This window comes from Microbacterium sp. zg-YB36 (assembly GCF_024623575.2).
Lineage (GTDB): Bacteria > Actinomycetota > Actinomycetes > Actinomycetales > Microbacteriaceae > Microbacterium.
Genome location: NZ_JANJFD020000001.1, coordinates 747,032 through 774,002, shown reverse-complemented (window position 1 = coordinate 774,002; position 26,971 = coordinate 747,032). Strand labels below are relative to the sequence as shown.

General features: G+C 69.3%; 31 protein-coding genes. 12 read left to right on the top strand and 19 right to left on the bottom strand.

Annotated features, from left to right (window positions below; translation table 11 throughout):
• Positions 1-129: 129 nt before the first annotated feature.
• The gene (locus NQ151_RS03855; protein WP_257508513.1) at positions 130-1,473 is read right to left on the bottom strand and encodes an APC family permease; all 1,344 of its coding nucleotides are present in this window, start codon (positions 1,471-1,473) and stop codon (positions 130-132) included.
• A 119-nt stretch (positions 1,474-1,592) separates the two neighbouring features.
• Between NQ151_RS03855 and glsA the strand changes: the two genes are divergently transcribed.
• Complete coding sequence (gene glsA / locus NQ151_RS03850) at positions 1,593-2,534, top strand: glutaminase A (protein WP_257527068.1); 942 nt, start codon at positions 1,593-1,595, stop codon at positions 2,532-2,534.
• A gap of 37 nt (positions 2,535-2,571) precedes the next feature.
• Here the strand turns inward: glsA and NQ151_RS03845 are convergent, their stop codons facing one another.
• From NQ151_RS03845 to NQ151_RS03830, 4 genes are all read right to left on the bottom strand, one after another.
• On the bottom strand, positions 2,572-2,703 hold the full coding sequence (locus NQ151_RS03845) for a hypothetical protein (RefSeq protein WP_257508515.1): 132 nt from the start codon (positions 2,701-2,703) through the stop codon (positions 2,572-2,574).
• A gap of 12 nt (positions 2,704-2,715) precedes the next feature.
• Positions 2,716-3,561 (bottom strand): class I SAM-dependent methyltransferase, encoded by an 846-nt coding sequence (locus NQ151_RS03840; RefSeq protein WP_285891681.1) that lies wholly within the window; start codon positions 3,559-3,561, stop codon positions 2,716-2,718.
• Between the two features lie 121 nt (positions 3,562-3,682).
• The gene (locus NQ151_RS03835) at positions 3,683-4,771 is read right to left on the bottom strand and encodes an alpha/beta fold hydrolase (RefSeq protein ID WP_286130179.1); all 1,089 of its coding nucleotides are present in this window, start codon (positions 4,769-4,771) and stop codon (positions 3,683-3,685) included.
• 46 nt (positions 4,772-4,817) lie between these two features.
• Positions 4,818-5,201: a hypothetical protein gene (locus NQ151_RS03830; protein WP_257527067.1), complete on the bottom strand. Its 384-nt coding sequence runs from the start codon at positions 5,199-5,201 to the stop codon at positions 4,818-4,820.
• A gap of 123 nt (positions 5,202-5,324) precedes the next feature.
• Here NQ151_RS03830 and NQ151_RS03825 point away from each other — a divergent pair, with 123 nt between their 5' ends.
• A complete protein-coding gene (locus NQ151_RS03825; RefSeq protein WP_257508519.1) occupies positions 5,325-6,989 on the top strand; it encodes an ABC-F family ATP-binding cassette domain-containing protein in 1,665 nt (554 codons plus the stop codon).
• 6 nt (positions 6,990-6,995) lie between these two features.
• Here NQ151_RS03825 and NQ151_RS03820 read toward each other — a convergent pair whose 3' ends face one another.
• The gene (locus NQ151_RS03820; RefSeq protein WP_257508520.1) at positions 6,996-7,343 is read right to left on the bottom strand and encodes a LysR family transcriptional regulator; all 348 of its coding nucleotides are present in this window, start codon (positions 7,341-7,343) and stop codon (positions 6,996-6,998) included.
• Between the two features lie 122 nt (positions 7,344-7,465).
• On the bottom strand, positions 7,466-9,436 hold the full coding sequence (locus NQ151_RS03815; RefSeq protein WP_257508521.1) for a sensor histidine kinase: 1,971 nt from the start codon (positions 9,434-9,436) through the stop codon (positions 7,466-7,468).
• Between the two features lie 116 nt (positions 9,437-9,552).
• On the opposite strand from NQ151_RS03815, the gene NQ151_RS03810 reads away from it, so the two are divergent.
• From NQ151_RS03810 to NQ151_RS03795, 4 genes are all read left to right on the top strand, one after another.
• Positions 9,553-10,284 (top strand): response regulator, encoded by a 732-nt coding sequence (locus tag NQ151_RS03810; RefSeq protein WP_257508522.1) that lies wholly within the window; start codon positions 9,553-9,555, stop codon positions 10,282-10,284.
• Positions 10,285-10,850: 566 nt separating this feature from the next.
• Positions 10,851-11,336 (top strand): hypothetical protein, encoded by a 486-nt coding sequence (locus NQ151_RS03805; protein WP_257527066.1) that lies wholly within the window; start codon positions 10,851-10,853, stop codon positions 11,334-11,336.
• The gene (locus tag NQ151_RS03800; RefSeq protein WP_257527065.1) at positions 11,329-11,646 is read left to right on the top strand and encodes a hypothetical protein; all 318 of its coding nucleotides are present in this window, start codon (positions 11,329-11,331) and stop codon (positions 11,644-11,646) included. The genes NQ151_RS03805 and NQ151_RS03800 overlap by 8 nt, the downstream gene beginning before the upstream one ends.
• Before the next feature lie 128 nt (positions 11,647-11,774).
• Entirely contained in the window at positions 11,775-11,918 is a 144-nt protein-coding gene (locus tag NQ151_RS03795) for a hypothetical protein (RefSeq protein ID WP_257527064.1), read from the top strand.
• 15 nt (positions 11,919-11,933) lie between these two features.
• Here the strand turns inward: NQ151_RS03795 and NQ151_RS03790 are convergent, their stop codons facing one another.
• From NQ151_RS03790 to NQ151_RS03750, 9 genes are all read right to left on the bottom strand, one after another.
• Positions 11,934-12,359: a GIY-YIG nuclease family protein gene (locus NQ151_RS03790; RefSeq protein WP_257527063.1), complete on the bottom strand. Its 426-nt coding sequence runs from the start codon at positions 12,357-12,359 to the stop codon at positions 11,934-11,936.
• Between the two features lie 49 nt (positions 12,360-12,408).
• The gene (locus tag NQ151_RS03785; RefSeq protein WP_257527062.1) at positions 12,409-12,750 is read right to left on the bottom strand and encodes a hypothetical protein; all 342 of its coding nucleotides are present in this window, start codon (positions 12,748-12,750) and stop codon (positions 12,409-12,411) included.
• Positions 12,751-12,850: 100 nt separating this feature from the next.
• On the bottom strand, positions 12,851-14,569 hold the full coding sequence (gene ctaD / locus NQ151_RS03780; protein WP_257527819.1) for an aa3-type cytochrome oxidase subunit I: 1,719 nt from the start codon (positions 14,567-14,569) through the stop codon (positions 12,851-12,853).
• Positions 14,570-14,737: 168 nt separating this feature from the next.
• Positions 14,738-15,073, bottom strand: coding sequence for a hypothetical protein (locus tag NQ151_RS03775; RefSeq protein WP_257527061.1), 336 nt, complete (start codon positions 15,071-15,073; stop codon positions 14,738-14,740).
• A 61-nt stretch (positions 15,074-15,134) separates the two neighbouring features.
• Complete coding sequence (locus NQ151_RS03770) at positions 15,135-15,803, bottom strand: DUF4166 domain-containing protein (protein ID WP_257527060.1); 669 nt, start codon at positions 15,801-15,803, stop codon at positions 15,135-15,137.
• Positions 15,800-16,429: an SRPBCC family protein gene (locus NQ151_RS03765; RefSeq protein ID WP_257527059.1), complete on the bottom strand. Its 630-nt coding sequence runs from the start codon at positions 16,427-16,429 to the stop codon at positions 15,800-15,802. Before NQ151_RS03765 ends, NQ151_RS03770 begins: the two co-directional genes overlap by 4 nt.
• A gap of 70 nt (positions 16,430-16,499) precedes the next feature.
• Positions 16,500-17,075, bottom strand: a complete 576-nt coding sequence (locus NQ151_RS03760; RefSeq protein ID WP_257527058.1) for a DUF3618 domain-containing protein — start codon at positions 17,073-17,075, stop codon at positions 16,500-16,502.
• Positions 17,072-17,485 carry a phage holin family protein gene (locus tag NQ151_RS03755; RefSeq protein ID WP_257508533.1) on the bottom strand — a complete coding sequence of 138 codons (414 nt, stop codon included), beginning with the start codon at positions 17,483-17,485 and terminating at the stop codon, positions 17,072-17,074. Before NQ151_RS03755 ends, NQ151_RS03760 begins: the two co-directional genes overlap by 4 nt.
• Positions 17,463-18,173: a hypothetical protein gene (locus tag NQ151_RS03750; RefSeq protein WP_257527057.1), complete on the bottom strand. Its 711-nt coding sequence runs from the start codon at positions 18,171-18,173 to the stop codon at positions 17,463-17,465. Before NQ151_RS03750 ends, NQ151_RS03755 begins: the two co-directional genes overlap by 23 nt.
• A 166-nt stretch (positions 18,174-18,339) precedes the next feature.
• On the opposite strand from NQ151_RS03750, the gene NQ151_RS03745 reads away from it, so the two are divergent.
• The 4 genes from NQ151_RS03745 to NQ151_RS03730 all read left to right on the top strand — a co-directional run bounded on the left by NQ151_RS03745 (position 18,340) and on the right by NQ151_RS03730 (position 23,059).
• A complete protein-coding gene (locus NQ151_RS03745) occupies positions 18,340-20,037 on the top strand; it encodes a long-chain-fatty-acid--CoA ligase (protein ID WP_257527055.1) in 1,698 nt (565 codons plus the stop codon).
• A 218-nt stretch (positions 20,038-20,255) separates the two neighbouring features.
• Positions 20,256-20,465 (top strand): heavy-metal-associated domain-containing protein, encoded by a 210-nt coding sequence (locus NQ151_RS03740; protein WP_257527053.1) that lies wholly within the window; start codon positions 20,256-20,258, stop codon positions 20,463-20,465.
• 10 nt (positions 20,466-20,475) lie between these two features.
• Complete coding sequence (locus tag NQ151_RS03735) at positions 20,476-22,737, top strand: heavy metal translocating P-type ATPase (protein WP_257527052.1); 2,262 nt, start codon at positions 20,476-20,478, stop codon at positions 22,735-22,737.
• Positions 22,738-22,741: 4 nt separating this feature from the next.
• Positions 22,742-23,059 (top strand): metal-sensitive transcriptional regulator, encoded by a 318-nt coding sequence (locus tag NQ151_RS03730; RefSeq protein ID WP_374113806.1) that lies wholly within the window; start codon positions 22,742-22,744, stop codon positions 23,057-23,059.
• Positions 23,060-23,063: 4 nt separating this feature from the next.
• Here NQ151_RS03730 and NQ151_RS03725 read toward each other — a convergent pair whose 3' ends face one another.
• On the bottom strand, positions 23,064-23,549 hold the full coding sequence (locus tag NQ151_RS03725) for an Lrp/AsnC family transcriptional regulator (protein WP_257508539.1): 486 nt from the start codon (positions 23,547-23,549) through the stop codon (positions 23,064-23,066).
• Positions 23,550-23,661: 112 nt separating this feature from the next.
• Between NQ151_RS03725 and NQ151_RS03720 the strand changes: the two genes are divergently transcribed.
• Entirely contained in the window at positions 23,662-24,876 is a 1,215-nt protein-coding gene (locus tag NQ151_RS03720; RefSeq protein WP_257508540.1) for a trans-sulfuration enzyme family protein, read from the top strand.
• Between the two features lie 43 nt (positions 24,877-24,919).
• Here NQ151_RS03720 and adhP read toward each other — a convergent pair whose 3' ends face one another.
• The gene (gene adhP, locus NQ151_RS03715) at positions 24,920-25,939 is read right to left on the bottom strand and encodes an alcohol dehydrogenase AdhP (protein ID WP_257527818.1); all 1,020 of its coding nucleotides are present in this window, start codon (positions 25,937-25,939) and stop codon (positions 24,920-24,922) included.
• A gap of 223 nt (positions 25,940-26,162) precedes the next feature.
• Positions 26,163-26,711, bottom strand: a complete 549-nt coding sequence (locus tag NQ151_RS03710) for a type 1 glutamine amidotransferase domain-containing protein (protein WP_257508541.1) — start codon at positions 26,709-26,711, stop codon at positions 26,163-26,165.
• 125 nt (positions 26,712-26,836) lie between these two features.
• Here NQ151_RS03710 and NQ151_RS03705 point away from each other — a divergent pair, with 125 nt between their 5' ends.
• Entirely contained in the window at positions 26,837-26,965 is a 129-nt protein-coding gene (locus NQ151_RS03705) for a hypothetical protein (protein WP_257508542.1), read from the top strand.
• The last annotated feature ends 6 nt before the right edge of the window (positions 26,966-26,971 follow it).

The window sequence follows — 26,971 nt, the reverse complement described above, 5'->3', positions numbered from 1 at the left end:
TGACGGGGCGCGAGTCCGATGCCGGATTCGCGCCCCATACCCCCGATGTCACGGGTTCGGGGAACGATACGCGCCCCAAACCCCCGATTTCACGGGTTCGGGGAACGATACGCGCCCCAAACCCCCGAACTAGGCCCCGGCGCGCTTGCGGTCGCTGCGCTTGCGGGTGTACCGGGCGATCAGGAACAGCACCGACCCGACCGCGACGTACGCGGCCGCGGCGATCCAGACGGTCCAGGACTGCTGGGCAAGCAGCACGATGCAGGCGAGGATGCCGATCACCGGCACAACCCGCGGCACCCTGAAGTGGGCGTGATCGACCTTGTCCTTCTTCAGCACCAGCACGCTGACGTTGGCGGAGAGGAACACCAGCAGCAGCAACAGCACCGTCGTCTCGGCGAGCGTGGAAATGTCTCCGACCACCGTGAGCACCATCGTGATGCCGGCGATCACCAGAATCGACACCCAGGGCGTCCGGCGCTTGGGCAGCACGCGGCCGAAGGTGTCGGGCAGCAGCCCCGCCTCGGCCAGCCCGTAGCCGACGCGGCTGGCCATGACCATGAAAAGCAGCGCACCGTTTGCGATGGCGACCAGCGCGATGAGGCTGAACAGCCACGACGGGATGCCGACGCCGCTGGCGGCGACCACCGCGAGCAGTGGTCCGGTCGACTCCGCGAGTTCCTCCGGAGGCAGCACGATGACGGCGCCGACCGCGATGAGCAGGTACACCACGGCCGCCGTGAAGATCGCGCCGAACAACGCCCGCGGGTAGGCCTTGGAGGGGTTGCGCACTTCCTCGGCCATGTTCGCGGCGGCCTCGAAGCCGAGGAAGGAGAAGAACGCGATGATGGATGCCGCGAACGCCCCTTCGATCGGGGGAACGTCGGGTGCGAACTCGAAGATGCGGGCCGGCTCCCCGCCGCCGCTGCCGAAGACGATCGCGCACACGACGATGACGATCACCAGACCGGTCACTTCGATGACCGAGGCGACGAGGTTCGCGCCGAGCGACTCGCGCACACCGCGCAGGTTGATCAGGGTGAGCAGGGCGATGAACACGATCGCCGCCGGGATCGGTGGCACGTCGATGAGGGCGGTCAGGTAGTCACCGGCGAACGCATTGGCCAGGGCGGCGGCGGTGGTGATGCCGGATGCCATCATCAGGAACCCGACGAGGAACGACACGTACGGGATGCCGAAGGCACGGTCGACGTAGCGCGCGGCACCACCGGCGTGCGGATATTTGGTGATCAGTTCCGCGTAGGTGCCCGCCGTCAGCAGCGCCACGACGAGCGCGATCAGCAACGGCAGCCAGATGACGCCGCCGACGTCGTTGGCCATCGTGCCGACGAGCGTGTAGATGCCCGCCCCGAGGGTATCTCCCACGATGAAGGCGAAGAGCAACGGCGTGCCCACCGCCCGCTTCAGTCCGATCGGTGCTGTCGGCGCCACCGCCGCGATCTCTTTGCCCATCGCACCACTCCAGTGCACCACCGCTCGTGACGCAAACCCTGTCGCACCCCACGCCACATGACTTATGCTGTCGTCGACGCGCCCCGGCCCGGGCGCGTTCGGCATGACAGGCTGGGGGGATGAGCGGTTCCCGCGATCCCCACACCTACGACCTCGACGAGTTGCGCGCGCGAATGCTTGCCCACGAGGGCGGCACCGTGAACGACAGCATCCCGGAGCTCGCCGCAGCGGACCCCGACCTGTGCGCCGTGGCCCTCGTCCTGCCCGATGGGACGGTGCGCACGAGTGCGCAGGCCGACGTGCCGTTCAGCGTGCAGTCAGCGGTGAAGCCGTTCCTCTTCGCCCTCGCCCTGCTCGACACCGACGGCGAAGCGCTGGAGCGCATCGGGATCGAACCGACGGGCGAGGCATTCGACGCCATCAAGCTCGAAAGCGACACCGGTCGGCCCCCGAACCCCATGGTCAACGCCGGTGCGCTGCTGACCGCGTCGCTGGTGGACGGGGAGAGCGTCGACGAGCGGAACGAGCGCATCATCCACGGCCTCTCCGCCTTCGCCGGACGACCGCTCGAGGCCGACGAGGGTGTTGCTCACAACGAGCATCTGCTGGGCGACCGTAACCACGCGCTGGCGCACCTCATGCGCGCCGAGGGAACGATGCAGGTCAGTGCGGACGACGCGGTAGCGGTCTACGCCCGCGCCTGCGCGGTGCTCGTCGATGCCGAGGCGCTCGCGGTGATGGGTGCCACCCTCGCGTGCGGGGGCGTGAACCCCCTCACCGGCGAACGGGTCGTGCCGGCGGATGTGGCACGAGATGTCGTGTCGGTCATGGCGACCTGCGGCGTGTACGACGGTTCCGGCAGGTGGATGCGCCGGGTGGGCGTGCCGGCGAAGTCGAGCGTGTCGGGAGCGATCGTGCTGTCGGCGCCCGGCATGCTCGGGGCCGCCGTGATCAGCCCGCCCCTCGACGACCGGGGCACCAGTGTGCGCGGCGCTGTGGCCAGCGAATGGATGAGCGCAGAACTCGGCCTCCACGTCTTCGGGACCACGCCGAACGGCTGAGTGCTCCGGATGGCACGGGCAGCTCAGCCGGCGGGCGTCACGGCCTGGGGCGACGGGTGTCGTAGGACCAGAGCGTCCGCATCGGCGGGAACGAGTCGTGGGCGGCTGCCAGGGCCGTACCGATCACGCCGGCCACGCAGAGGATCACGATTGCGAATACGAGAATCATGGCGGCATGCTGCTAACCGCGTGTTCCAGTGACGAGGAGGTACTCCCACGGCATGACGCCGTCGGCGAGGAACCGGTCGCCCAACGCCGCCAGGTCGGCGTCGAGGGCAGCCACCTTCTCCGGGTCGTCGGCGATGAAGCGGTAGACCGCGATCGCCGGGCCGTAGTTGGTCTTGAAGAAGTCGCGGAACTCCGCGCCGGCCGCGAACCGGTCGACCGCCAGCGTCTGCTGGTGGGCGACGAAGGCCTCGACGCGGTCGCCGAACAGTTCCCGGACGTGCTCGACACTGCCCCAAAGGGGTGCGGGTGACGCACCGGCCGGGGGCGGTGGCGCGTACGGCTTCATCGTCGCGAACAGCTGCCCGATGAACCCGTTCGGGGTCCAACTGAGCACGCCGATGGTGCCGCCGGGACGGCACACCCGAAGGAGCTCGTCCGCCGCCAACTGGTGGTGCGGGGCGAACATCACGCCGATGCTCGAGATGACCACGTCGAAGTCCGCGTCAGGGAACGGCAGGTCCTCGGCATCCGCTGTCTGCCAGGTCAGTGCGATCCCCTCCGCGTCGGCGGCGGTGCGCCCGACGGCAAGCAGTTCCGGGGTGAGATCAGTGGCGACGACGTCGGCACCGCGTCGCGCCGACGGGATCGCTGAGGTTCCGGTGCCGGCAGCGACGTCGAGGACGCGCTGCCCGGGTCGGACATCGACCGCGTCGACGAGGATGCCGCCGAGGGAGTGGACCACGTCGTCGACGACGGCGGGGTAGTTCCCGCTGGCCCACATCGCGGCCTGCTTCGCCTTGAGCGCGCGGTCTGCGTCCGTGCCGGTCACGGTGCGGGTGGTGCTGGTAAAGGATGACATCTGGTTCCTCCGGTTGTGGTTGGTACCCCCACGGTAGGAATCACGCGCCCGCGTCACATCGGCGCCGGCGCGTAACGAGCGCGCTCGGTCGGAAGGCTGCTGGCGGCTGACGCGTACATGGTCACGTGCGGGAAAGCAGCCGCGCGACGGCGGCGGTGCGGGCGGTGCGGCCGCTCAAGCCGAGCTTGGCGTAGGCATTCTGCAGGTGCCGCTCGACGGTGCGCACCGAGAGGAACAGCTCGGCGGCGATGGCGTCATTGTCATAGCCGCCGGCCGCGAGTCGCAGGATGTCGAGTTCGCGGGGCGAGATCTGCCCGGCGACGTCGTCCGCGACGGTGTCGGGGGAGAGGTGCCTGTCGGGTGCCATGAAGCTCGCGACCTCGTGGAGGAACACCGGCCACGCCGGCTCATCGGCGAGGACCACATGGTTGTTGCTGTCGAGGGCGACCAGGTGCGCGCCGCGGATGTTCGCCGCCAGGTGCCGGGCGTGATGGAACTCGTTCATCTGGTCGCCGCGGCTGTGGATGACGAGGGTCGGAAGATCCAGTTCGGGCAGGCGCCACGTCGAGTCGGACACCTGCCGCTGCGCGCGGGAGATGACGGCGGTCTCTGTGTCGCAGGCGCGCAGCTGTAGATCGTCGATCCACCGCATCTGCTCTTCGGTCCCACCGGGGATCATCATGCTGCTGAAGACGCGGCGGAATTCCGACGTGGGGCGGGCCCACCCCACCTTGATGAGGGCCTCGAATGCCGCGAGCAGCTGCAGCTCCTCGGGGGTCGCGGCGGCCTCGGCGCCGGAGTAACTGCCGTAGAACATCAGGCGCGTGAGGTGCTCCGGATGCCGGGCGGCGTACTCGATCGCGACGGGGCCGCCCTGCGCCATCGCCATGAGGGCGAAGCGGTCGAGACCGGCATCCGCCACCACCGCTTCGAGATCGCCGACCCGCGCCCGGAGGCTGTGGTCAGTGACGCCGCGGTCGGAGAGGCCGTGCCCGCGCTCGTCGTAGCGGATGACGGTGGCGATCTTGCCGAGCTCGACGAGGTAGTGCCTCCAGACCGGGCTCTCCCAGTCGAACTGCAGGTGGCTCAGCCAGCAGGCGTCGATCAGCAGCGGTGGCCCGGATCCGTGTACGGCGTACGCGATCCCGACCCCGTCGGCCGAACGGGCGAAGCGGATGTCTTGCACGACATCCGCCCTGGGTGTCTCCACGCCCACATCATAGGAGCGCCCGGCCGCCGGTGCACCGGGGTGCGCGTCAGCGGTGCGGCATCTCCGGTGTGGCACCCAGCCGAATACGCCCGCGCCCGAACTGCAGCGCGGGGGCCCGGTACTCCAGCGACGGCGCATCACCCGGCTCGATCGCGAACTCGGCCTGCCCGAAGCGCCAAATCCGGTTGAACAGGAACACGCCGAGCACGACGGTCTCGTCGGCGGGAACCTGCCAGGTGCCGACGCCCCACTGCGTCGGCTGACCGCGCCCGGCGATGACCAGCGTCGGCCGGATACGTGCGTACAGCGCGAACCACGGCTTGCGGAGGGTCAGTTCAACGCGGCGGGACGCGTCGATCGGTGCGGCCGGTGAGGCATGCACCGTGGGCGCGTCTGCGGCGCCGGCAGCACCATGTAGCGATTCGGGCATTTCTTGACGGTAGCGCGCCGCTGTGGCTGAGGTGAACCGACGCGGCATCCGCGCCGGTCACGCCAGCCCAACGACCAGCTGCTGGCGGCACTGGACTCCTCGTCGCGATGACAGGATTGAAGGATGACCGCCACACTCGTCGCCCGCAACCTGGCCGGCGGGTACGGCCACCGCACGCTTTTCGACTCGCTTGACCTCACCGTCGCCCCGGGCGACGTGGTCGGTGTCGTCGGTGCCAACGGCGCCGGCAAGTCCACGCTGCTCCGATTGCTCGCCGGCATCGACGAGCCGCAGGCCGGAACGATCACGCTGGCACCGGCGGATGCCTTCGTCGGCTGGCTGCCGCAGGAGCACGAGCGCATCGTCGGCGAGACCGTCGCCGAGTACATCGCGCGTCGCACCGGGTGCGCCGAGGCCACCAGAGACATGGATGCCGCAGCGGCTGCGCTCGGCGACCCGGCGCTCGCCGAGGGCACCGGTATCGACCCCGCCGACGCGTACTCCACCGCACTGGACCGCTGGCTCGCCAGCGGTGCGGCCGATCTGGACGAACGCCTCCCGATCGTGCTGGCCGACCTGGGCCTGGACCTCGGCGACGCGCCGGAGGAGACCCTGATGACGTCGCTTTCGGGCGGTCAGGCGGCCCGCGTGGGACTCGCCGCGCTGCTGCTCTCGCGCTTTGACATCGTGCTGCTGGACGAACCGACCAACGACCTCGACCTGGACGGTCTCGAGCGTCTCGAAGCGTTCGTGCGGGGATTGCGCGGCGGGGTGGTGCTGGTCAGCCACGACCGCGAGTTCCTGGCACGCTGCGTGACCCGGGTGCTGGAACTCGACCTGGCCCAGGGATCCAACCAGGTGTTCGGCGGCGGCTACGACGCCTACCTGGAGGAGCGCGCGACGCTGCGCCGGCACCAGCGGGAGAAGTACGACGAGTTCGCCGACAAGAAGGCCGACCTCGTCTCGCGCGCGCGCACCCAGCGGGAGTGGTCGAGTCAGGGCGTGCGCAACGCGATGAAGAAGGCGCCCGACAACGACAAGATCCGGCGCAAGGCGGCGACGGAGTCCAGCGAGAAGCAGGCGCAGAAGGTGCGGCAGATGGAAAGCCGCATCGCGCGGCTCGACGAGGTGGAGGAGCCCCGCAAGGAGTGGCAGCTGCAGTTCACGATCGGGTCGGCGCCGCGCTCGAGCTCCGTGGTCTCGACGCTCAGTGGTGCCGTGTTCCGGCAGGGCTCGTTCACGCTCGGTCCGGTCTCGCTGCAGGTGAACGCGGGGGAGCGCATCGGAATCACCGGCCCCAACGGAGCGGGCAAATCCACGTTGCTGCGCGCGCTGCTGGGTCAGCAGGCGCCGGACGAGGGCGTCGCGAGCCTCGGCGCGAGCGTGCAGATCGGCGAAGTCGACCAGGCACGCTCGCTGTTCACCGGGACCGAGCCGCTGGCGGATGCCTTCGAAGCCCTCGTGCCCGAACTGGCATCCGGTGAGGTGCGCACGCTGCTGGCCAAGTTCGGGCTCAAGGCCGATCACGTGAACCGGCCCGTTGATGAGCTCTCGCCGGGGGAACGCACGCGGGCAGGTCTCGCGCTCCTTCAGGCCCGCGGTGTGAACCTGCTCGTGCTCGACGAGCCCACCAACCATCTCGACCTGACGGCGATCGAGCAGCTCGAAGAAGCCCTGGAGACCTACGAGGGGACGCTGCTGCTGGTGACCCACGACCGGCGGATGCTCGCCACCGTGCACACCGACCGCCATTGGCGGGTCGAAGCGGGCCAGGTCACGGAGCTGTAGCGGGCGCTAGCGACCCTGACGCTTCTTGTAGGGCTTCGGCTGCCCCTTCACCACCGGGGTGCGGCCCTTGCCCTTGGACGCCTTGGCCTTGCCGCCTGCGGGCACGACCGGCTTCGGCGCAGGCGCGGGCGCCGTAGCGATCTGCTCCTTCGCTTCGTCGAGGAACAGGGCGCCGACCTTGGTCAGCCGGGTTCCGTCGTTGTCCCGGGTGAAAAGCGGGTGTCCCACTTCGGCTTCGAGTTTCTCGATCGAGGTGTACAAGGATGCGAGCGGGATGCCGAGGGCGTTCGCGGCACGCGGGAAGTGCAGCTCTTCGGCCACCGCGACAAACCGTTCAAGGTGGGTGACGTTCACTGGGAGCCTTTCGTCGGCCGCACGAATCGCGGCCGAGTCCATTGTCTCAGGCCTCTGCAGGCATTGCGGTTGTCGCCGATCCGCTGCGGCCCACTACGCTCACTCGACCACCCGCGCCGCGCTCACCGGACGGGGGACGTGGGCAGGGCGGCCGCGACGGTGAATGCACCGTCCTGCGCCGTCCATGTCAGATCCCCACCCGCGACCCGTGCCCGTTCCCGAGCGCCGATCAGGCCATAGCCACCCCCGAGCGCGAAGGAAAGCGGCGCTGCGACCTTCGCTGATGGGGTGCTCGTGACCTGGAGTCGGACACGATCGTCGCCCCAGCGAACCGCGATCTCCACCCGAGCGTCGGGACCGGCATGCTTCGCTGCGTTCGTCAGCGCCTCTCGGATGACGTAGTACGCGGCGAGGTCCACGCTCGGCTCCAGTCGCTGCGGATCGCCGACGCTCGTGCGCTCGATCCGCCCGAGCGACGACCCGTTCTGCGCGATCAACGCGTCGATATCGGCCAGTCCGGCAGACGGGTGCGGCGGATCGGACGTATGCCGCGCCGAAGCGCCCTGGAGCAGTCCCACGAACTGTTCCAACTCCCGCATTGCGGCAGCTCCGGCGGACTCGATTTCGGGCAGCGCCGCGGCGGCACGCTGCGGATCCTGGGCGAGGATGCGGCGGGCACCGGCGGCCTGGAGAATCATCCCGGTGATCGAGTGTCCGATCACGTCGTGCAGATCGCGAGCGAGCCGCGCGCGGTCCCGATCCGCGGCGGCCTCCGCGGCCTGTCTCACCGACTCCAGTCGCGCGATGCGCCGCCGTCGTCGACCTGCGAGCAGGCCGCCGACCCACACCGTGACAGAGATCACGCCGATGACGACGAGGTTCTGGGTCAACACCCTCGGGTATGCCAGCGCGGGCACAGCGAGGTAGATCCACGCGATGAGCAGGGCGGGGACCGAGGCCCACACCGGCGCACCGCTGGACACGGCGAACAATGAGAGCAGGACGGGCAGGAGCGAGATCGATGTCTCCCACACGAAGTCGCCCGCGTTGAACAGCAGGACGGCGCTCGCCAGGCTGACGAGGACGAGCGCGAACACCGTGACCGGGAACCTGTTGCGCCACATGAGCACGCAAAGGGTGACGGCGAGGAACGCGCTCGCGCTCCACCGGGCGTCGCCCCACAGCGAGAGCGCGGCGACGGCGGCGCTGAGCAGGGCGGCCCCCGCTCCGATGATGACGTCGGAGCGGTCCAGGTGCAGGAGCCGGTGACGGATCGGCCCGCGCCCGATCGATTCGGCTGTGGCCGGTTCGGCGTGGAACGAGAACGCAGGGCTGTCCCGGAGCACTCCCATGAGCCGCCGGACGTCGCTCAGTGCTTCGACCCCCGTCGACTCGATCGCCGCAAGGGCGCGAGCGGCGCGCTGTGGGTCCTGCTCGATGGTCTGGGTCGCCATCCCGGCATTGCCGAGCATCCCCGTGACGGCGCTCGCGATGATGCGGTTGAGCTCCGATGCGATCTGACCGCGTTGGGCCTGCACCATCTCGGTGACCCGCTTCTGCTCCGCCTGCAGGTGCGCGATCCGTGCGTTGTGCACGCGCGCGAGGCTGCCGAGTCCCCACGACAGGCAGCAGACCGCTCCCGAGGAGAAGAACGCCCACGGCGCGCTGCTCGGAGGGTAGCCGTCCAACAGGAAGAACGCGATGCACGAGCTGGTGAAGACCAGTGCAGCGACCGAGACCCAGAAAGAACAGCGGGATGCGACGGTGCCCAACGCGACGGACGTCGCGATCAGGGCCGCCTCCGAAGCGTCCGCAATCGGCGGCTCAAGGAACACGAACAGCACGGTCTGCATGCCGAGAACCAGCGCGAGCGCCGGCACCGGTGCCCGCGTGCGCCACAGCACCGGCACCGTGCTGACGATCAGCAGCAGAAGCTCGACCCAGCGGCGCGGCAACACCGGGGAGTCGAGGATCGTTGCCGCGAACATGAGCAGTGCGACGCCGGCCACGGTCGCCTCGCCGAGCACATCGCGCGGAGGCATCACGCGCGGGGGTGTCGTCGTCGTGCGTGACAGGGTCGTTTGTCCGCTCATGACGGACATCCTTCCCTCTCGGTCCGCCCGCGGCATCCAGCGGCGGGTTCACCTTTGTCCTCCACCCGCCGGCGTACTGGCGTGTCACCGGCATCCGGCGTCACACTGGGGCGGTGATGGCAGGTGCAGCGTCCACCGGCAGCGTCGACTCCGTGCGGGTCGTGCTGGTCGACGACGAGGCCCTGATCCGTGCCGGGCTGCGCATGCTGCTCGACGCCGAGCCCGGCATCGAGGTCGTGGGCGAGGCATCGGACGGTCAGGCCGCGATCGACCTCGTGGCGCGCGCCAAACCGGCTGTCGTGGTCATGGATGTCCGTATGGCCGGGATCGACGGGGTCGCGGCAACGCGAACCCTGGCATCCGAGGAGTTCTCCCGAGCCACCGGTGCGCGAGCGGAGGTGCTGATCCTCACGACGTTCAGCGACGACGACGCCGTGCGTGACGCGATCCGCGCCGGTGCCGCCGGCTTCATCCTGAAAAGCTCTGCTCCCGCGGTGCTGCCCGCCGCCATTCGCGCGCTGGCCTCCGGTGAGGGCTGGCTCGACCCCGCGATCACGCGCGCCCTGCTCAACGAGTACGCCTCGTCGCCGGAACTGTCGCTGCCCGCTGCGGCAGCGCTGCACCAATTGACCCCCCGTGAGCGAGAGGTCCTCGCGGCGATCGCCACTGGACGGACCAACCCGCAGATCGCGGCGGACCTGTTCCTCAGCGAGGCGACCGTCAAAACGCATGTGCACCGGATCTTCATCAAGCTCGGCCTCAACGACCGGGCGCAGGCGGTGGCGTTCGCGTTCCGGACAGGGATCGTCCGGGCAGGTCCCGTCGAGCGGGGTGCAGCACCGCAGTGAACTCTGCGGTCCCGCGCACACAGCGGATGGTGTGAACGCCGCGCCCCATCGTGAGCCCGCAGGTCACACCGGCGACCTCGTCGCCGGTGCCGGCACGGGGGACCGTCGCGTGGGCGGGCGAGATCTGCGACGCGATGACCAGTGTGATCGCGGCCCCGATGAGGCGCCGTGATCCCGTGACAGGTTCCATGACACTCCCAGAACGAGATCTCGTCGCCAGTGTGCGCCGCGTTCCACGCCGACACATCACCCTGCGGGGGTCAGTTCCGCGTACATCCCAGGGTGCAGTGGCTCGTGTGCGCCCGCCCGTGGGCGGACTGCGGGAATACGCCCCGACGGCGATGCGCAGGGTGCCGGGAATGCGGGATCGTCGCGGTTGAAAATCAATGCCGAGTCGCAAGGGAGAGAAGGACATGACCACCTCAACGTCCCCGAATCAGGAACGCTCGCTTTGGCTGGTCTCCGGGGCCGCAGCCGCGATCGGTGGAACCCTGGCGGTCTTGGCCGCCTGTCTGCTTGCCCTCGAGCCGCCGGGATGCGTCCTCGCGGAGTGCAATACGCGATCGATGCGGACGGCGCCCCCGCTGATCACCGCGCTCGGGATGGCCGCGGCCGGCCTGATCCTGGCCGGATGGGGAGGGATCGTGCTGATCGCGCGTCGTGCCGGCGCGCGTACACGTTCGCTCATTACCGGCTTCGCGCTCGCGGCCGGCGGTCCTGCGCTCATTGTGGTCTTCGTTGCGATTCAGGACTGGTACTTCTCCGGCGACCTTCCCTGGATGCCGGTGGTGGTCGGTGTGGGACTGCTGTGCATCGTGGCGGGGTTGGCGACGCTGCTGTGGACCGTGGTGCGAGCCGGCGTGCTGCCCCGATGGCTCGGCATCGTCGTGGTGGTCAGCGTCGTTCCAGGCGTGCTGTTCAACGACCAGAACGCCGCAGTCCTGCTCATCGTCCCCTTCGGGCTTGCGATGCTGCTCGTGGGTGTCGTGACCTACGTGAGCGGGGCCGGTAGCCGAAAGACCGCGGGCGCGGCATCCTTGGCTCATGACTGAACCCCGACCAGTCGTACGCATGTGGACGGGTGCGGTGCGCACCGAGGACCGGGATGCGTACGTCGACTACATCAAGGGCACCGGAATGGATGCCTATCGTGCGACGCCCGGCAACCTCGATGCCTGGCTCCTCACCCGAGACCGAGGCGACGGACGCACCGAGGTCACCACGGTCTCCCGCTGGGACTCCCTCGAAGCCATCGCCGCGTTCGCCGGCTCCGACATCGAGCGAGCGGTGTTCTACCCCGAGGACGACCGGTACCTGGTGGAGCGGGACGAGCGTGTGCGCCATTACGTCGAGCACGGCTAGAGGCAGCCTGACCCGATCGGAGTGATGCCGCGCACGCGGGGCTCTCTTAGGTTCGCCTGAAGCCTTAAGGGATCGGGGGATCACGGCAGTACCAGCGACCCGACCTGCGCAATCACCGCAAGCTCGTCGTGGGGGACGGCCGCAGCGGATTCACCGGGTCGCAGAACCTGATCGATCGCACCTACCGCTCGGAGAAGAACCTCACACGCAAGGAGCCCGCGTCGGCCACGTTCGTCGACGGCATCGCCCGGCTCACCTCCGCGCTGCAGTAGCGCAACGCGCGTGGGTCACGCGCGCAACGCCTCGCTCAACCAGCGCGCGTACAGCTGCCAGGGGTCGCCGACCGCCCGCAGGGCCGCGATATGAGTGGCGAGCTCGTCGGTGAGCGTGAACCATTCGCCGCCTTCACGGATGCCGGCGAACTCGCGGTGCCGCTGCTGCTCGAGAGGCCTGCCACCCTGCTCGAACGCGAGCAGCTCCTCGTGCCAGATCGCGGCGAGCCGCTGCCGCGGACGTGCGCTCGTGCCGATCTTCACCCTGCGGTCGAACCGCAGGTAGTAGACGACCTGGATGCGGGGGAGGGGAAGGTCCGCGTCGGGCACATCGCCGTATCGCCAGCCGCACGCTGCGCACTCCCACCCGCCGCCGACCCGGGATCCTCGGTCGCCGCCGCACAGCATGCATGGCCCGGGCAGGGCACCGCTTGTCACCACGGCGCGAGACTACGCGCGGCCGACGACACGGATGCCGGGGCGGCGGTGATCAGGCCGGCCGGGGCGCTCGCGTGCGGGGCGTGGTGCGCGCGGCATCCAGAGCCGACAGGGCCTCCGTCCAGACGAGCGTCTGGCTGACCTCCACTGCGCGGCTGTAGCGGGACCCGGCGAGGGCGACGTAGACGGCACCGACGACGTCGATGAACCCGATGGTCACGTCGTGCGCGGTGACCTCGTAACGCTCGGGTGCGAGCTGACGCCACTGCAGCCGAGACGTGTGAGGAGCCGCGGCCACGGGCAGCCGGGTCGGCAGTTCGCGCAGTGCCGCAGCGACAGCGGAGGCGCGCGGAGAGGCACGGCGCGGGGAGACGGGTGCGGCTTCGACGGTCACGGTGCTCTCCCTCGCTCTGCTTCGGTTCAGATTGCCCGGGAGTGGCGGCCGTCGGCGCGGGGTTGACTGCGGCCTGTCGCATCCGGTATAGCCGCGCCGGTCAGCCCCGCTTGACCTCGCCGTCTTCGGCGTCGGCGACGGGCGCCTGTGGCGCGTCCATGGCGGGACCGACGCCGACGGGCACGCCCGCCTCCGGATGGTTGACGTCGAACGCGGGGCGCTCGCTGCGGATGCGCGGGATCGACGTGAAATTGTGGCGCGGCGGCGGGCAACTGGTGGCCCACTCGAGCGAACCGCCATAGCCCCACGGATCGTTCACGGTGATCTTCGGCGCCTTGCGCGCGGTGATCCAGACGTTGAGCAGGAACGGCAGCATGGAAGCGCCCAGGATCATCGCCCCCACGGTGGAGAGCTGGTTCTGCCACGTGAACGCATCGAGCGCCGAGTAGTCGGCGTAGCGGCGGGGCATGCCCTGCACGCCCAGCCAGTGCTGGATGAGGAACGTCATGTGGAACCCGATGAACACCATCCAGAAGTGCACGTAGCCGAGACGCTCGTTGAGCATCCGACCCGTCCACTTCGGCCACCAGAAGTAGAACCCGGCGAACATCGCGAACACGACCGTGCCGAACACCACGTAGTGGAAGTGCGCGACCACGAAGTAGGTGTCCGAGATCTGGAAGTCCAGCGGCGGCGACGCCAGGATCACGCCGGTCAAACCGCCGAACACGAAGGTGACCAAGAACCCCAGGGCGAAGGCCATCGGCGTTTCAAACGTGACCGACCCGCGCCACATCGTGCCGATCCAGTTGAAGATCTTCACCCCGGTGGGCACCGCGATGAGCATCGTCATGAGCGCGAAGAACGGCAGCAGCACCGCTCCGGTGACGTACATGTGGTGCGCCCACACGGCCACCGAGAGTGCGGCGATCGCGATCGTGGCGTACACCAGGGTCTTGTACCCGAAGATCGGCTTGCGACTGAAGACGGGGATCACCTCGGAGATGATCCCGAAGAACGGCAACGCGATGATGTACACCTCGGGGTGACCGAAGAACCAGAACAAGTGCTGCCACAGCAGCACACCGCCGTTCTGCGGATCGAAGATATGTGAGCCCAAGACGCGGTCGGATGCCGCGGCGAACAGGGCCGCGGCGAGCACCGGGAACGCCATGATCACGAGGATGCTGGTGACCAGGGTGTTCCAGGTGAAGATCGGCATGCGCCACATCGTCATCCCGGGGGCGCGCATCGTGATGATCGTTGTGATGAAGTTCACCGACCCGAGGATCGTGCCGAAGCCGCTCATGCCGAGCCCCAGCATCCACAGGTTTCCCCCGACCCCGGGCGAGAATGTGGCATTGGCCAGCGGCTGATACGCGGTCCACCCGAATGCGGCTGCGCCCTGCGGTGTGAGGAACCCGGACAGGGCGATGACGGACCCGAAGAAGAACAGCCAGAACGACAGGGCGTTCAAACGGGGGAACGCGACATCGGGCGCACCGATCTGCAACGGCATGACCGCGTTGGCGAACCCGGCGAACAGCGGCGTCGCGAACATCAGCAGCATGATGGTGCCGTGCATCGTGAACAGCTGGTTGTACTGCTCTCTGGTGGGCACGACCTGCATGCCCGGTTCGAACAGCTCGGCGCGGATCATGAGCGCCATGAGCCCGCCCAGCAGGAAGAACACCATCGAGGCGATGATGTACATGTAGCCGATCGTCTTGTGGTCGGTGGAGGTCAACCACCGCACCAGGATGTTGCCCTTCTGCTCGATGCGCGTCGCGCTCAGCAGCGCGGCCTGGCGCGGCGGCAGCGTGTCGACCCCGCGCGCGGGTGCGACTGATTGGGACGTGGATTGCGACACCGTGGCGCCTCCTCACCGATGGCAGTCGAACGTTGCTGGCACCGTACGCACTCGCCACCCGCTTACGGCACCCGATTGCACGGATGCCGGTGGCGGAGTATAAGCAGCGCGCTGGTGTCACCCGGCCGTGCTCGGGCGCACGTGGCAGGGCTCCGGATGCACATACACCTGCACGCGCACGTTCCGGGAGACAGAGTTGTCGCGTCGGGCGGGCACCTGCACGATGCGCCACGTCGTGGCTGTGGCATCTACGGGCGCGCCGATGACGGCGCTGCCGTCGGGATCCCGCCGCAGCACGCGCCACCCGTCGGTGGGAGCCGCGGTGGCCGACCCGGCATCCAGGCGCGCGCCGAACTCGGCGAGGACGGCCTCGATCCCACTGCCCGAGGCACGCAGAGACTCCGGTTCGACATCCAGCCAGCCGAGCCGCGCGTGACCCTCGTGCGCGTGCATGACGCGATGGTCGCATACGAGTGCGTGCGGTGCCACCGGGGGAGCGAACCGACGCCGACGTTCAGTGGCGACGTTCGTGGCGCCGCGGCTTCAGGCGCGGGGGAGCGTCGCTTGCGGGAATCCAATCGCACGTGAACGAGCCTCGGTAGCCGAAAAGGAAGCCGAAGCGATCGTTGTGCACTTCCAGATCGATGTGGAAACGGCCGTCCCGTTCATCGAACCGCTCGCGCAGGCGGGCCCTGCCGCTGAAGAGCATCGGGAATCGGAACGCGATCGGACCCTCGTAGAAGCGTTGCGCGTCCGAGGTGAGAACCAGCCCGCCCTCGTCGTCGACGGTCAGGTCGAGGTCGACAGCGAGGTGCTGATGGGTCCCCAGGTAGTCCACGATGCGGTCGCCGACGAGGATCATGGTCGCGTCGAATCGGCGCTGCCTGCCGTGGATGTCGTAGCCGCGCACGAAGGTGACCGTCTCACGGCCGAAGGGATCCCGGTACGGGAAGTTCTCGATGCGGAAGGGCACCTGGGTACCCACATCGGGGATGAGGATGTTGCGCAGCCGCCCGATCTGCAGGAACGGCACGGTCCACCACGGGCCACGGCGGATGATCGCCATCTCGCCGGTGCCGATGCACGCCTCGCCGGAGGACAGTCCCACGCCGAAGCGTCGTTGCATCATCGGATGCAGCCGCGCGAACTCCGCCCCCAGTGCGCGCTCGAAGATCGAGGTCATCGAGCGGGCTCCGGGTCGGGGAGCGCGGCGAGCGTGGCCGGCGCTGTGCGCAGATGATCGTCACGGCGGGAACCGCCGAGCGGGGCGCGGCGGCACCGCGCCGCGCGAGGTCGGTCGGAGCGCCAGAACCACAGCACGCTGCGCAGCGGCCAGCGCTCTGGGGCTTCGCCGTGCTCGAGCCAGATGCGAAGCCGGTCGAAGCTCCACGCAGTGGCCCAGCCCAGCACCGGGCGCACGAGCAGGTCCGGGAGATGCCCCCAGCCGGGCGCGTAGTCGTACCCGGTGATGAATCGCGTACCACCTGCCACCGGCGTGTACCGCCAGTATCCGCGGCCGGTGCGGATGGGGGAGAGCCGGTCCTCGGTGGCGAACCGCAGCGCTGATGTGCGCGACCCATCTGGTCGCGAGGTCTCGCCGAGACTGACACCCGTGCCCGCCACGGTGTGCAGCGGGACCCGCCGGGTATAGGCGAAACGGGTCGCCCCCGCGGGTGTGTGTCCGGTGGGCCGGATCTCCGAGAAACGCACGTCCCAGCGGCCGTGCTGGGCGGCATCCTGCGTCAGTGTCCAGACGTCCGCGATGGGCGCGCCGATGGTGATCTCGACATAGATGCCCCGGCGCCCCACGCTCAGAGCGTAGCCACACCACGAGGGGCGGAGCCCGCGACGCGCGGTCTCCGCCCCTCGGATGAACCGCTCAGCTGCCGGAGAGGTGCTCCCGGCCCTGCTGCGCCTGGTCCTTCACGTCGGCCGTGGCGGTCTGCGTCTCGGCCTTTACCGTTTCCGCGGAGTCCGTAGCGGCATCCTTCACCGCCGTCGCGGCATCCTGCGCAGGACCCTTCAGGTGCTCGCCCATGTCCTGAGCGACCTGCGTCGCCTCATCGACGAGCGGCTGCGCCTTCTCCTTGACGTCTGCTGCGACCTGCTTCTCCTTCTCGGATGCCGGAATGAGGGAAGCCACCAGCAGGCCCGCCCCGAAGGCGATCAGCCCCACGGCGAGAGGATTGCCCTCGGCCTTGGCGACGACGCGATCCTTGGCATCGCCGACCTGGCCGATTGCCGAGGAACCTGCGCCGGAGATCGATGATCCGGCGTCGTCGGCGGCGCCCATGACGCGCTCACGCACTGATCCGACCGCGGTTCTGACCTTGTCGGTCTGGCGGTGCACAATCTTGGACGGGGACACCTTGTCTGCCAGGGCATCGACGTCGCCGCCGAGTTCTGCTCTGGTCTGTTCGATGTCTGCGCGGATCTGCTCCGGTGAGTCGCTCATCGGTTCTCCTCATTCCTCTTCAACGTTTCGGGTATCTCTTTGAGGGTCTCCACGGTCTGCGGCGCCCCCTCGACTTCCTTGAGCTTGCGGCGGCCGATCACGTACAGGATCCCCGCGATGATCGCCCACAGCACGGCGACGATCACGGCGGACCAGCCGCCGCCGACGAGTGTTCCCAGCGCCCACCACAGCGCCACGGACAGGAAGAAGATCGCCATCAGCGCCGCGTAGCCGGCACCGCCGAGCAACCCTGCGCCCTTGCCGGCCCGGCTGGCCGACTGTTTGATCTCCGCCTTGGCCAGCTCCACTTCCTGACGCATCAGCGTGGAGATGTCCCGGCTGACCTCGCCGAGCAGGTCTCCCAGCGACGTGGTCGCCGCCTTCTGCTCAGACGGTGTCGGATCGGACATCCCGCACACCCTCCCCGGACAGTGCGCCGCCACGCGTGGTCGACTGATCGAACAGCGGGGTCTCCGCCGCTGCGACGACCGGTGCGGGCGTCGACGGGACCACCGGTGCGGCGGTGCGGGCCGCGGCGGGCGCCGCGGGCGCGCTCTGGCGAGCGTCGGCCGCGTCGGACGCGTTGGCGGCGAGGGCGCGCGTGAGGCGGCCCACCACGACGCCGGCGATGGCCGCGCCGATGATGAAGGTGCCCGGCTTGCGTCGCGCGTACCGCTTGACCTCGGTGACCACGGCGGCGGCGTCTCGGTCGCCCAGCCACGATGCGGCGCCGGAAAGTCGTCCCGCGACCTGGCGGACGAGGTCGGCACCGACGCCCGGGTTCTCGGCGTTCGCCGACATCGACTCCAACTCCGAACTCACTGACTGCAGGCCGGATGCCACGCGCTGTCGCTGCGCGTTGGCCTGATCCTGCACCTCGCGCTGCGTCTGTGCGTAGAGCTGCTTGGCCTGTGTCCCCGCTTCGCCGATCACGGTGGACGCTTCGTCCTTGACGGTGTGAGCGACGTCCGACGCCTTGGTGGCGGCGGTGTCCTTCAGGTCGCTCGCTTCCCCCTTCGCGGTGTCGAGCTTGCTCGACGCGTCGCCGCGGGCGGCGTTCGTTCCGGTCGGCGAACCCGACCCATACATCTCCGACATGGTTGCCCCTCTCGAGCCGGCGGATCTCCCGGCTTGTGCCCTTCCTACGTCGTTCGACGCAAGGAGACAGCCCTCTTGCCAGATCGGGCGAAGCATGCACACCGGCGCGCTGTCAACAGACGCGGGCGCGTAAATAGCACGGTCGCCGTGGGGGCAAGATAGAGACATGTCGAGCAACCTCTTCCAGTCGCGACCCTGGCTAGCCGCTTATGCAGAGGGTGTCCCCGCTGAGATCGACGAGCCGACGCAGACGCTTACGGAGATGATCGAGGTTGCCGTGAAAGCGCACGGTCGCCGCCCCGCGCTGGAGTTCTTCGGCGAGGTGACGACCTACTCCCAGCTGGGTGAGCAGATCCAGCGTGCTGCCGAAGGTCTGCGGCGACTGGGCGTGGGCAAGGGGGATCGCGTCGCGATCGTGCTGCCCAACTGCCCGCAGCATGTTGTGGCGTTCTATGCCGTGCTGCGGCTGGGCGGGATCGTCGTGGAGCACAACCCGCTGTACACGGCCCGGGAACTGCGCCATCAGTTCGAAGACCACGGCGCGTCCGTCGCGATCGTCTGGGACAAGGTCGTCGACACGGTCGCCGAATTCCCGTCCGACGTGCGGCCGGCCCGCATCATCAGCGTAGACATGACCGCCGCGCTGCCGCTGGTCAAGCGCCTCGCCCTGCGCCTGCCGATCCCGAAGGCGCGGGAGTCCCGCGCGCAGCTGAGCAGCCCACCGAAGCTGCGGCATCCGATCACCTGGAAGCGGCTCCTGGATCATCCCCGACTGTCGCACCGCGTCGCCGGCCCGGCGCTGGAGGACATCGCGGTGCTGCAGTACACCAGCGGCACGACAGGCACCCCCAAGGGGGCGATCCTCACGCACGCGAATCTGCGCGCCAACGCGATGCAGGGCCGGGCGTGGGTGCCGGGCCTCGTCGATGGCCAGGAGACCTTCTACGCGGTGCTCCCGCTGTTCCACGCGTACGGCATGACGCTGTGTCTGACCTTCGCTATGAGCATGGGCGCGAAGCTGGTGCTCTTCCCCAAGTTCGACGTCGGCCTGGTGGCGGATGCCGCGCGCAAGAGTCCGCCCACGTTCCTGCCTGCTGTGCCGCCCATCTACGATCAGCTGTCACGCGCGGCGTCGCGGGGCACCGTGGACCTCTCCAAGGTGCGGTTCGCGATCTCCGGCGCCATGAGCCTGCCGGTGGCCACGGTGCGGCGTTGGGAAGAGGCCACCGGAGGGCTGCTCGTCGAGGGCTACGGCATGACCGAATCATCGCCGGTGGCGCTGGGCAACCCCATGGGCCCCACGCGCCGACCGGGCACGGTCGGGGTTCCCTTCCCGAGTACCGAGATGCGGATCGTCGACCCGGACAATCCCGACACCGACCGGCCCCTGGGCGAGACCGGCGAACTGCTCGTGCGCGGCCCGCAGGTCTTCCAGGGATACTGGGGTCGTGCGGAGGAGACTGCGGCGACGCTTCTCCCCGACGGCTGGCTGCGCACCGGGGACATCGCCTCGGTGTCACCCGACGGGTTCGTGACCATCGTCGACCGCATCAAGGAACTCATCATCACCGGCGGCTTCAATGTGTCTCCCAGTGAGGTGGAAGACACGCTCCAGTCCCACCCGGACGTCGAGGAGGCCGCCGTGGTCGCGCTCCCGCGTTCACACGGTGGCGAAGACGTCGCCGCTGCCGTCGTCCTGCGCGACGGGGCCAAGCTCGATCCCGAAGCCCTGCGGGACTACTGTCGCACCCGGCTCGCCGCGTACAAGGTTCCCAAGCGCATCGTGCAGATGACCGACATGCCCCGTTCGCTCATCGGAAAGGTGCTGCGACGCGAGGTGCGCGAGCGGATCGTCTCGCCGTAGCACCGGAAGGCCGGGAGGCGGCGACGACCCGAACGTCGCCGCCTCAACCGGGGTCTTTAGCGGGTGTTCCCAGATTAGACGGGGCGCAGTGTGCGGGGTACTGGATTGACCTGACGGCCACGCTCTGCTAGGCCGAATATATACCCTGGGGAGGTATGTCGGCAGTAGACTGTGTTGGTACCCCTCTGGGGTATCAATCACGTCGACAGCGAGGACGGATGATGACGAGCGAATTCCAGGTGACGGGCATGTCGTGCGGCCACTGCGAGGCCGCCGTGCGCGGCGAGGTCGCGAAGATCGCGGGCGTGGACGTTGTTGAGGTGAGCGCGCAGAGCGGCAGACTCCTCGTCTCATCTTCGGCAGCGCTGGATGACGCCGACATCATCGCCGCGGTCGACGAGGCCGGCTACGTCGCCACCCGCGTCTGATCGGGGCCGCATGACGACCTTGGGCGGTGACCTGCAGCGGTTCGAGCTCGAGATCGGCGGGATGACCTGCGGGTCGTGCGCCGCCCGTATCGAGAAGAAGCTCAACCGCCTCGACGGAGTGTCGGCGACGGTCAATTACGCCACCGAGACGGCGCAGATCACCGGTCCTCGCGCGCTGGATGCCGCAACCGTGATCGCCGAGGTGGAGCGCACCGGTTATACCGCGACGCTGCCCGCGGCGCCTGAGAGCGACGCCGAGGCCGCCGACGAGGACCCCGACCTGCGCTCACTGCGCCACCGGCTGGTCGGCTCGATCGTGCTGTCCGTGCCGGTGATCCTCATGGCGATGATCCCTGCCCTGCAGTTCCCGAACTGGCAATGGCTCTCGCTGGTGCTCGCCGCTCCCGTGGTGGTGTGGGGTGCGTGGCCGTTCCACCGCGCCGCGGGGATCAACCTGCGCCACGGTGCGGCCACGATGGACACGCTCATCAGCCTCGGCACATCCGCGGCGCTGCTGTGGTCGCTGTACGCGCTGTTCTTCGGCACCGCAGGCATGACCGGGATGACCCACCCGTTCTCCTTCACCGTAGGTACGGCGGATGCCGCCGGCGACATCTACCTGGAGGTGGCCGCCGGGGTGACGATGTTCGTCCTCGCCGGGCGCTACGTCGAAAAGCGCGCGAAGCGCAGCGCCGGTGCGGCACTGCGGGCACTGCTCGAGCTCGGCGCGAAGGATGTCGTGGTGCGCCGCGGCGGCGTCGAGGTGCGCATCCCGGTGACCGATCTGCGCGTGGCTGACGAGTTCGTGGTGCGACCAGGCGAGAAGATCGCCACCGACGGCGTGGTGGTGTCCGGGTCCTCCGCGGTGGATGAATCGATGCTCACCGGCGAGTCGTTGCCCGTCGAGGTGACCGAGGGTGATGCGGTCACCGGAGCCACCGTGAACGCCGGCGGCCGCCTGATCGTGCGCGCCACCCGCGTGGGTGCTGACACGCAGCTCGCGCAGATGGCGCAGCTGGTGCAACAGGCGCAGTCCGGCAAGGCCGAGGTGCAGCGCTTGGCCGACCGCATTTCGGCGGTGTTCGTGCCGATCGTCATCGTCCTGGCGCTGCTCGCCCTGGCGGGCTGGATCATCGCGGGCGCTCCGCTGGGCAATGCCTTCACCGCCGCCGTCGCGGTGCTCATCATCGCCTGCCCCTGTGCGCTGGGGCTGGCCACCCCCACGGCGCTGCTGGTCGGCACCGGCCGCGGCGCGCAGCTGGGTGTGCTGATCAAGGGACCCGAGGTTCTCGAGTCCACCCGCCGCGTCGACACGATCGTGCTCGACAAGACGGGCACCGTCACGACGGGACGCATGAGCGTGATCGACGTGGTGCCGGCGGACGGGGAGGATGCCGACACCGTGCTGCGGTTGGCAGGTGCCGTCGAGCACGCCAGCGAGCACCCCATCGGCAGGGCGATCGCGCAGGCCGCGGCGGACCGACTCGGGGAGCCGGCAGGGGTCACCGACTTCCGCAGCACTGCGGGCGAGGGCGTCACCGGCATCGTCGACGGGCACGCCGTGCTGGTCGGGCGTGCGTCGCTGCCGGCGGAGCGGCTGCAGCCAGATGACCGGATGTACGCGGTCGTGGCTGCGGCGGGCGAACGAGGTCAGACCGCGGTCCTCGTGGCCTGGGACGGGCAGCTGCGTGGGGCGATCGTCGTCGCCGACAAGCCCAAGCCCACGAGCGCCGCCGCCGTCGCGCAGCTGCGCCGGCTCGGCCTCACACCGATCCTGCTCACCGGCGACAACCAGGCCGTCGCCACGCACATCGCCGCCCAGGTCGGCATCGACCAGGCGATCGGTGACGTGCTGCCCGCCGACAAGGTGGCGGTGATCGCCCGGCTGCAGGCCGAGGGGAAGGTCGTCGCGATGGTCGGTGACGGCGTCAACGACGCTGCGGCGCTCGCGCAGGCCGACCTGGGCATGGCGATGGGCACCGGCACCGACGCCGCGATCGAGGCGGCAGACATCACCCTCGTCCGCGGCGACCTGCGTGCCGCCGCCGATGCCGTGCGGTTGTCGCGACAGACTCTCCGCACGATCAAGGCGAACCTTTTCTGGGCGTTCGCGTACAACGTCGCCGCGATCCCGCTGGCTGCGCTTGGTTTGCTCAATCCCATGATCGCCGGCGCCGCCATGGCCTTTTCCAGCGTCTTCGTCGTGGGCAACAGCCTGCGGCTGCGTCGCTTCCGATCGCTCGTGGCCGCGCCGGCGAGCACCCCGCATTGAAGGGATGGATGCCATGTCCACCACCGCACACGACTCACACACGCACGGTTACATCACCGACAAGGACAAGTACCTCAACCGTCTCAAGCGCATCGAGGGGCAGGCCCGGGGGGTGCACAAGATGATTGCGGAGGAGAAGTACTGCATCGACATCCTCACGCAGATCAGTGCGCTCACCAGCGCCTTGAACTCCGTCGCGGTCGGTCTGCTCGATGACCACCTGAAGCACTGCGTGGTCGACGCGGCGCGTCTGGGAGGAGACGAGGCGGATGCCAAGGTGGCCGAGGCCACGGCGGCGATCGCCCGGCTCGTGCGGTCCTGACTTCTCAGCGTGCCGCGAGCACGCCGACGCCGTCGCGCCGCTCGAAGACGAGATGCGTCTCGGTGGATCGCACGCTCGGATGCACAGTGATGTGCTCGAGCACGAGGTCGCGAAGGGCATGCGCGTCGGCGGCCGCCACGTGCAGTACGAAGTCGTCCTCACCGGCGACGTGGAAGACCTCGATCACCCCGGGGATCTCGGTGAGCGCCTGGAACAGCTGGGTGACACCCGCCTTGGTGTGGCTTCCCAGGCGGACGTTGATGACGGCGCGCAGGGGGAATCCCAGGGCCGCGGTGTCCACACGCGCTCGTGTGTCGACGATGAGTCCCCGCCGCCGCAGGGTGCGCACGCGATGCGCGCACGTCGACTCGGCCAGGTGCAGACGGCGGGCGAGGGCCTTGTTCGTGATGTCGGCGCGGTCGCTGAGAAGGGCGAGGATCGCGAGATCGATGTCGTCGATGTCGTGGGCATCGGCTTGTGATCTGGGCAACGGCGCGCCTCCTCGAGCAACGGACGCCGCACGAATCGCGGCATCCGGGGGTGGCAACAGCGTAGTGTGCGGACTTCGCGCCGACCTGCCGCGTTCCGAGCATCATGGTGGCATGCACCCGCACTGGCATCCCGACACCGTTGCCGTACACGCCGGACGTGACGACCTCGCCGCGCTGGGCGTGCACGCCCCGCCCATCGACCTGTCCACCACCAACCCGCTGCCGGGCATCGAGCGGGGCGGCGACTCCTATGAGACCCTCGCCACCGGTGGCCGCCCGCCCGAGGACGGCAGCATGGTCTACGCAAGACTGTGGAACCCCACCGTCGCCCGCTTCGAGGACGCCCTCGCTCGCCTGGAGGGCGCCGAGGCCGCCGTCGCGTTCGCCTCGGGCATGGCCGCGGTGACAGCGGCGATCCTGGCGCACACGCGAGCCGTCGGGCGGCCGCACATCGTCGCGGTGCGCCCGCTCTACGGCGGAACCGATCACCTGCTGGCCAGCGGTCTGCTGGGCACCGAGGTGACCTACTGCACCGAGGCGGGCGTTGCGGCGGCGATACGAACCGACACGGGGCTGGTGGTACTGGAAACCCCCGCGAACCCGACGCTCGACCTCGTCGACATCGCGGGCGTCGTCGCTCAGGCACAGGACGTGCCGGTGCTCGTGGACAACACGTTCGCCACCCCGGTGCTGCAGCAGCCGCTCGCCCTGGGCGCAGCGATGTCGCTGCACAGCGGCACGAAGTACCTGGGTGGTCACGGCGATGCCATGGCCGGTGTCATCGCGTGCTCGGAAGCGACGGCAGAGGGGTTGCGCCGCGTGCGCGCGATCACCGGTGCGCTGCTGCATCCGCTCGGCGCCTATCTGGTGCACCGCGGCCTCGCGACGCTCCCGGTACGGCTGCGCGCCCAGCAGGAGAGCGCGCGTCAGCTCGCCACCTGGCTCGACGCGCACCCCGCGGTCGCGCGCGTGCACTACCCGGGCCTGCACGGCGACCCCCGCGGCCTGCTGCGCAGCCAGATGCACGGCGGCGGCGCCATGATCGCCATCGAGCTGGAGGGCGGCTCCCCGGCGGCCGCGGCGGTCGCCGGGGAGGTGCGCTTGTTCACCCACGCCGTGTCGCTGGGCGGGGTGGATTCCCTCATCCAGCATCCGGCGGCCCTCACTCACCGTCCGGTCGCGGCGACGGCGCGGCCGTCAGCGGCGCTGCTGCGCCTGTCGATCGGACTGGAGGACGTGCAGGATCTCCGAGGCGACCTGGATGCCGCACTGCACGGCGCCGTCGCACCGTCCCCCGTGACGCAGCGTCAGCCGCTGGAGGTGTGACCCTGTGCGGGAGCGGCCATATCGCGGCCGCCCCGCACCGGGCTCACGCCGAGGCGTACCGCATGACGATGCGGCCCTCGATCTTGCCCTCCTCCATGCGGTGGAAGATGTCGTTGATGTCGTCGAGGCTCTCCACCTTGATGGTGGGGTGGATCTCGCCGCGGGCGAAGAAGTCCAGCGCCTCCACCATGTCCTGACGGGTGCCCACGATCGAGCCGCGGATGGTGAGCGCGCGCAGCACGGTGTCGAAGATGTCGGCGGGGAACTGCCCCGGGGGCAGACCCACGAACACGACGGTGCCGCCGCGGCGGGCCATGCCAGTGCCCTGTGCGAATGCCTTCGGGTGCACCGCGGTCACCAGCACGCCGTGGGCGCCGCCCACCTGCCGCTGGATCTCCTCGGCGGGGTCGGCGGTGGCGGCGTTGACGGTCACCTCGGCACCGTGGTGCCGGGCGAGGGCGAGCTTGTCGTCGTCGATGTCGACGGCGGCGACGCGCATGCCCATCGCCCGCGCGTACTGCACCGCGATGTGCCCGAGACCGCCGATGCCGGAGATCACGACCCACTCGCCGGGCTTCGCCTCCGTCATCTTCAGCCCCTTGTACACGGTGACGCCCGCGCACAGGATGGGGGCGACCTCGTCGGGGTCCACGCCCTCGGGGATGCGGGCGGCGAAACGCTCGTCGACGAGCATGTACTCACCGAAGCTGCCGTCGACGGAGTAACCGCCGTTCCGCTGCTCGGGGCACAGGGTCTCCCACCCGGTGCGGCAGAACTCGCACACGCCGCAGGCGCTCCACAGCCACGCGTTTCCGACCTTGTCGCCCACCGCGAGGGTCGTGACACCTTCGCCGAGTGCGACCACTTCGCCGTACCCCTCGTGGCCGGGGATGAGGTCAGCCTTCGGGGGCACCGGCCAGTCACCGCGGGCGGCGTGCAGGTCGGTGTGGCAGACACCACTGGTGATCACACGCACGAGCGCCTGGCCGGGTCCCGGAGTGGGGGTGGGGACCTCGGTCACCGTCAGCGGCTGGTCGGGGGCGGTAACGACGGCGGCACGCATCATGCCGCCGGGGACAGAGCCGCGGTCGGTGGTCCCGGCCGCGTTCGTCATCGGGTTCATGACAAGTCACTTCCTTCGGACGGACGGTCGCCGTCCCTCGACCCCTCAGTATACTCGCGTGGTCAGACCACAGCAATGGATGCCCACGAGACAGTGGACTCGGTGCCGGGACGCGAAAGCGGCGGCCCACCCGTGGCCGCCGCTTTCCGAGGTACGCGTCGGGTCAGGCGGTCTGACCCGAGTGCGCGCCCTCTGCGATCTCTTCGACGACCTTCGCGGTGAAGGCGGGGAGGTCGTCGGGCGTGCGGCTGGAGACCAGTCCGGCATCCACCACGACCTCCTCGTCGAGCCACGTCGCGCCGGCGTTGCGCAGGTCGGTCTTCAGGCTGGGGTAGCTGGTGATGATGCGTCCGTCGAGCACGGCGGCGTCGGCGAGGATCCAGGCGCCGTGGCAGATGACTCCGACGGGCTTGTGCTGCACGAAGAAGTCACGGGCGAACGCGACAGCCTTTTCGTCCATGCGCAGGTGGTCGGCGTTCACCACACCGCCCGGGAGCACCAGCGCATCGAACTCCGCGGCGCTCGCGTCTGCGACAGGCAGGTCGACGTCCTGCTCATGGCCGTTCTTGCCCGCGATGCTCCCGGTTGCGGGGGAGACCAGCACCGCGGTTGCTCCGGCATCGGTCACCGCCTGCCAGGGGGCGGTCAGCTCGCTGTCCTCGAATCCGTCGGTCAGCAGGAACGCCACGCGCTTGCCGGTGATGTCAGTCATCTCGTCGTCCTCTCGTCGGATGGCCGGGCGTTTCCCGGCACCGCCACGGTAGACACGGGACGCCTCGGATGCCGAGGGGTTGCGTGCGGCGAGCCGGTGGCCTACGCCGGGACTAGCATGAGGACATGACCACCACGAACCCTTCCACCACGCAGCCCCTCCAGCCCGTCAGCGACGACAAGAACCTGCTTGCCCCCGCACAGGAGAGCACGTGCGCCTGCGGTGGAAACGGTGGCGGCTGCGGCGGCAACTGACCCGAC

What these genes read in the sequence shown, in the direction of transcription:
- NQ151_RS03805 (WP_257527066.1), top strand. Translation starts at nt 10,851, where the DNA reads ATGCGGACGGCGCCCCCGCTGATCACCGCGCTCGGGATGGCCGCGGCC.
- NQ151_RS03810 (WP_257508522.1), top strand. Translation starts at nt 9,553, where the DNA reads ATGGCAGGTGCAGCGTCCACCGGCAGCGTCGACTCCGTGCGGGTCGTG.
- NQ151_RS03815 (WP_257508521.1), bottom strand. Translation starts at nt 9,436, where the DNA reads ATGAGCGGACAAACGACCCTGTCACGCACGACGACGACACCCCCGCGC.
- NQ151_RS03830 (WP_257527067.1), bottom strand. Translation starts at nt 5,201, where the DNA reads ATGCCCGAATCGCTACATGGTGCTGCCGGCGCCGCAGACGCGCCCACG.
- NQ151_RS03840 (WP_285891681.1), bottom strand. Translation starts at nt 3,561, where the DNA reads ATGTCATCCTTTACCAGCACCACCCGCACCGTGACCGGCACGGACGCA.
- NQ151_RS03710 (WP_257508541.1), bottom strand. Translation starts at nt 26,711, where the DNA reads ATGACTGACATCACCGGCAAGCGCGTGGCGTTCCTGCTGACCGACGGA.
- NQ151_RS03735 (WP_257527052.1), top strand. Translation starts at nt 20,476, where the DNA reads ATGACGACCTTGGGCGGTGACCTGCAGCGGTTCGAGCTCGAGATCGGC.
- NQ151_RS03730 (WP_374113806.1), top strand. Translation starts at nt 22,742, where the DNA reads ATGGATGCCATGTCCACCACCGCACACGACTCACACACGCACGGTTAC.
- NQ151_RS03800 (WP_257527065.1), top strand. Translation starts at nt 11,329, where the DNA reads ATGACTGAACCCCGACCAGTCGTACGCATGTGGACGGGTGCGGTGCGC.
- NQ151_RS03720 (WP_257508540.1), top strand. Translation starts at nt 23,662, where the DNA reads ATGCACCCGCACTGGCATCCCGACACCGTTGCCGTACACGCCGGACGT.
- NQ151_RS03845 (WP_257508515.1), bottom strand. Translation starts at nt 2,703, where the DNA reads ATGATTCTCGTATTCGCAATCGTGATCCTCTGCGTGGCCGGCGTGATC.
- NQ151_RS03755 (WP_257508533.1), bottom strand. Translation starts at nt 17,485, where the DNA reads ATGTCCGATCCGACACCGTCTGAGCAGAAGGCGGCGACCACGTCGCTG.
- adhP (WP_257527818.1), bottom strand. Translation starts at nt 25,939, where the DNA reads ATGCGTGCCGCCGTCGTTACCGCCCCCGACCAGCCGCTGACGGTGACC.
- NQ151_RS03750 (WP_257527057.1), bottom strand. Translation starts at nt 18,173, where the DNA reads ATGTCGGAGATGTATGGGTCGGGTTCGCCGACCGGAACGAACGCCGCC.
- glsA (WP_257527068.1), top strand. Translation starts at nt 1,593, where the DNA reads ATGAGCGGTTCCCGCGATCCCCACACCTACGACCTCGACGAGTTGCGC.
- NQ151_RS03855 (WP_257508513.1), bottom strand. Translation starts at nt 1,473, where the DNA reads ATGGGCAAAGAGATCGCGGCGGTGGCGCCGACAGCACCGATCGGACTG.
- NQ151_RS03775 (WP_257527061.1), bottom strand. Translation starts at nt 15,073, where the DNA reads ATGCACGCGCACGAGGGTCACGCGCGGCTCGGCTGGCTGGATGTCGAA.
- NQ151_RS03745 (WP_257527055.1), top strand. Translation starts at nt 18,340, where the DNA reads ATGTCGAGCAACCTCTTCCAGTCGCGACCCTGGCTAGCCGCTTATGCA.
- NQ151_RS03825 (WP_257508519.1), top strand. Translation starts at nt 5,325, where the DNA reads ATGACCGCCACACTCGTCGCCCGCAACCTGGCCGGCGGGTACGGCCAC.
- NQ151_RS03740 (WP_257527053.1), top strand. Translation starts at nt 20,256, where the DNA reads ATGATGACGAGCGAATTCCAGGTGACGGGCATGTCGTGCGGCCACTGC.
- NQ151_RS03770 (WP_257527060.1), bottom strand. Translation starts at nt 15,803, where the DNA reads ATGACCTCGATCTTCGAGCGCGCACTGGGGGCGGAGTTCGCGCGGCTG.
- NQ151_RS03705 (WP_257508542.1), top strand. Translation starts at nt 26,837, where the DNA reads ATGACCACCACGAACCCTTCCACCACGCAGCCCCTCCAGCCCGTCAGC.
- NQ151_RS03760 (WP_257527058.1), bottom strand. Translation starts at nt 17,075, where the DNA reads ATGAGCGACTCACCGGAGCAGATCCGCGCAGACATCGAACAGACCAGA.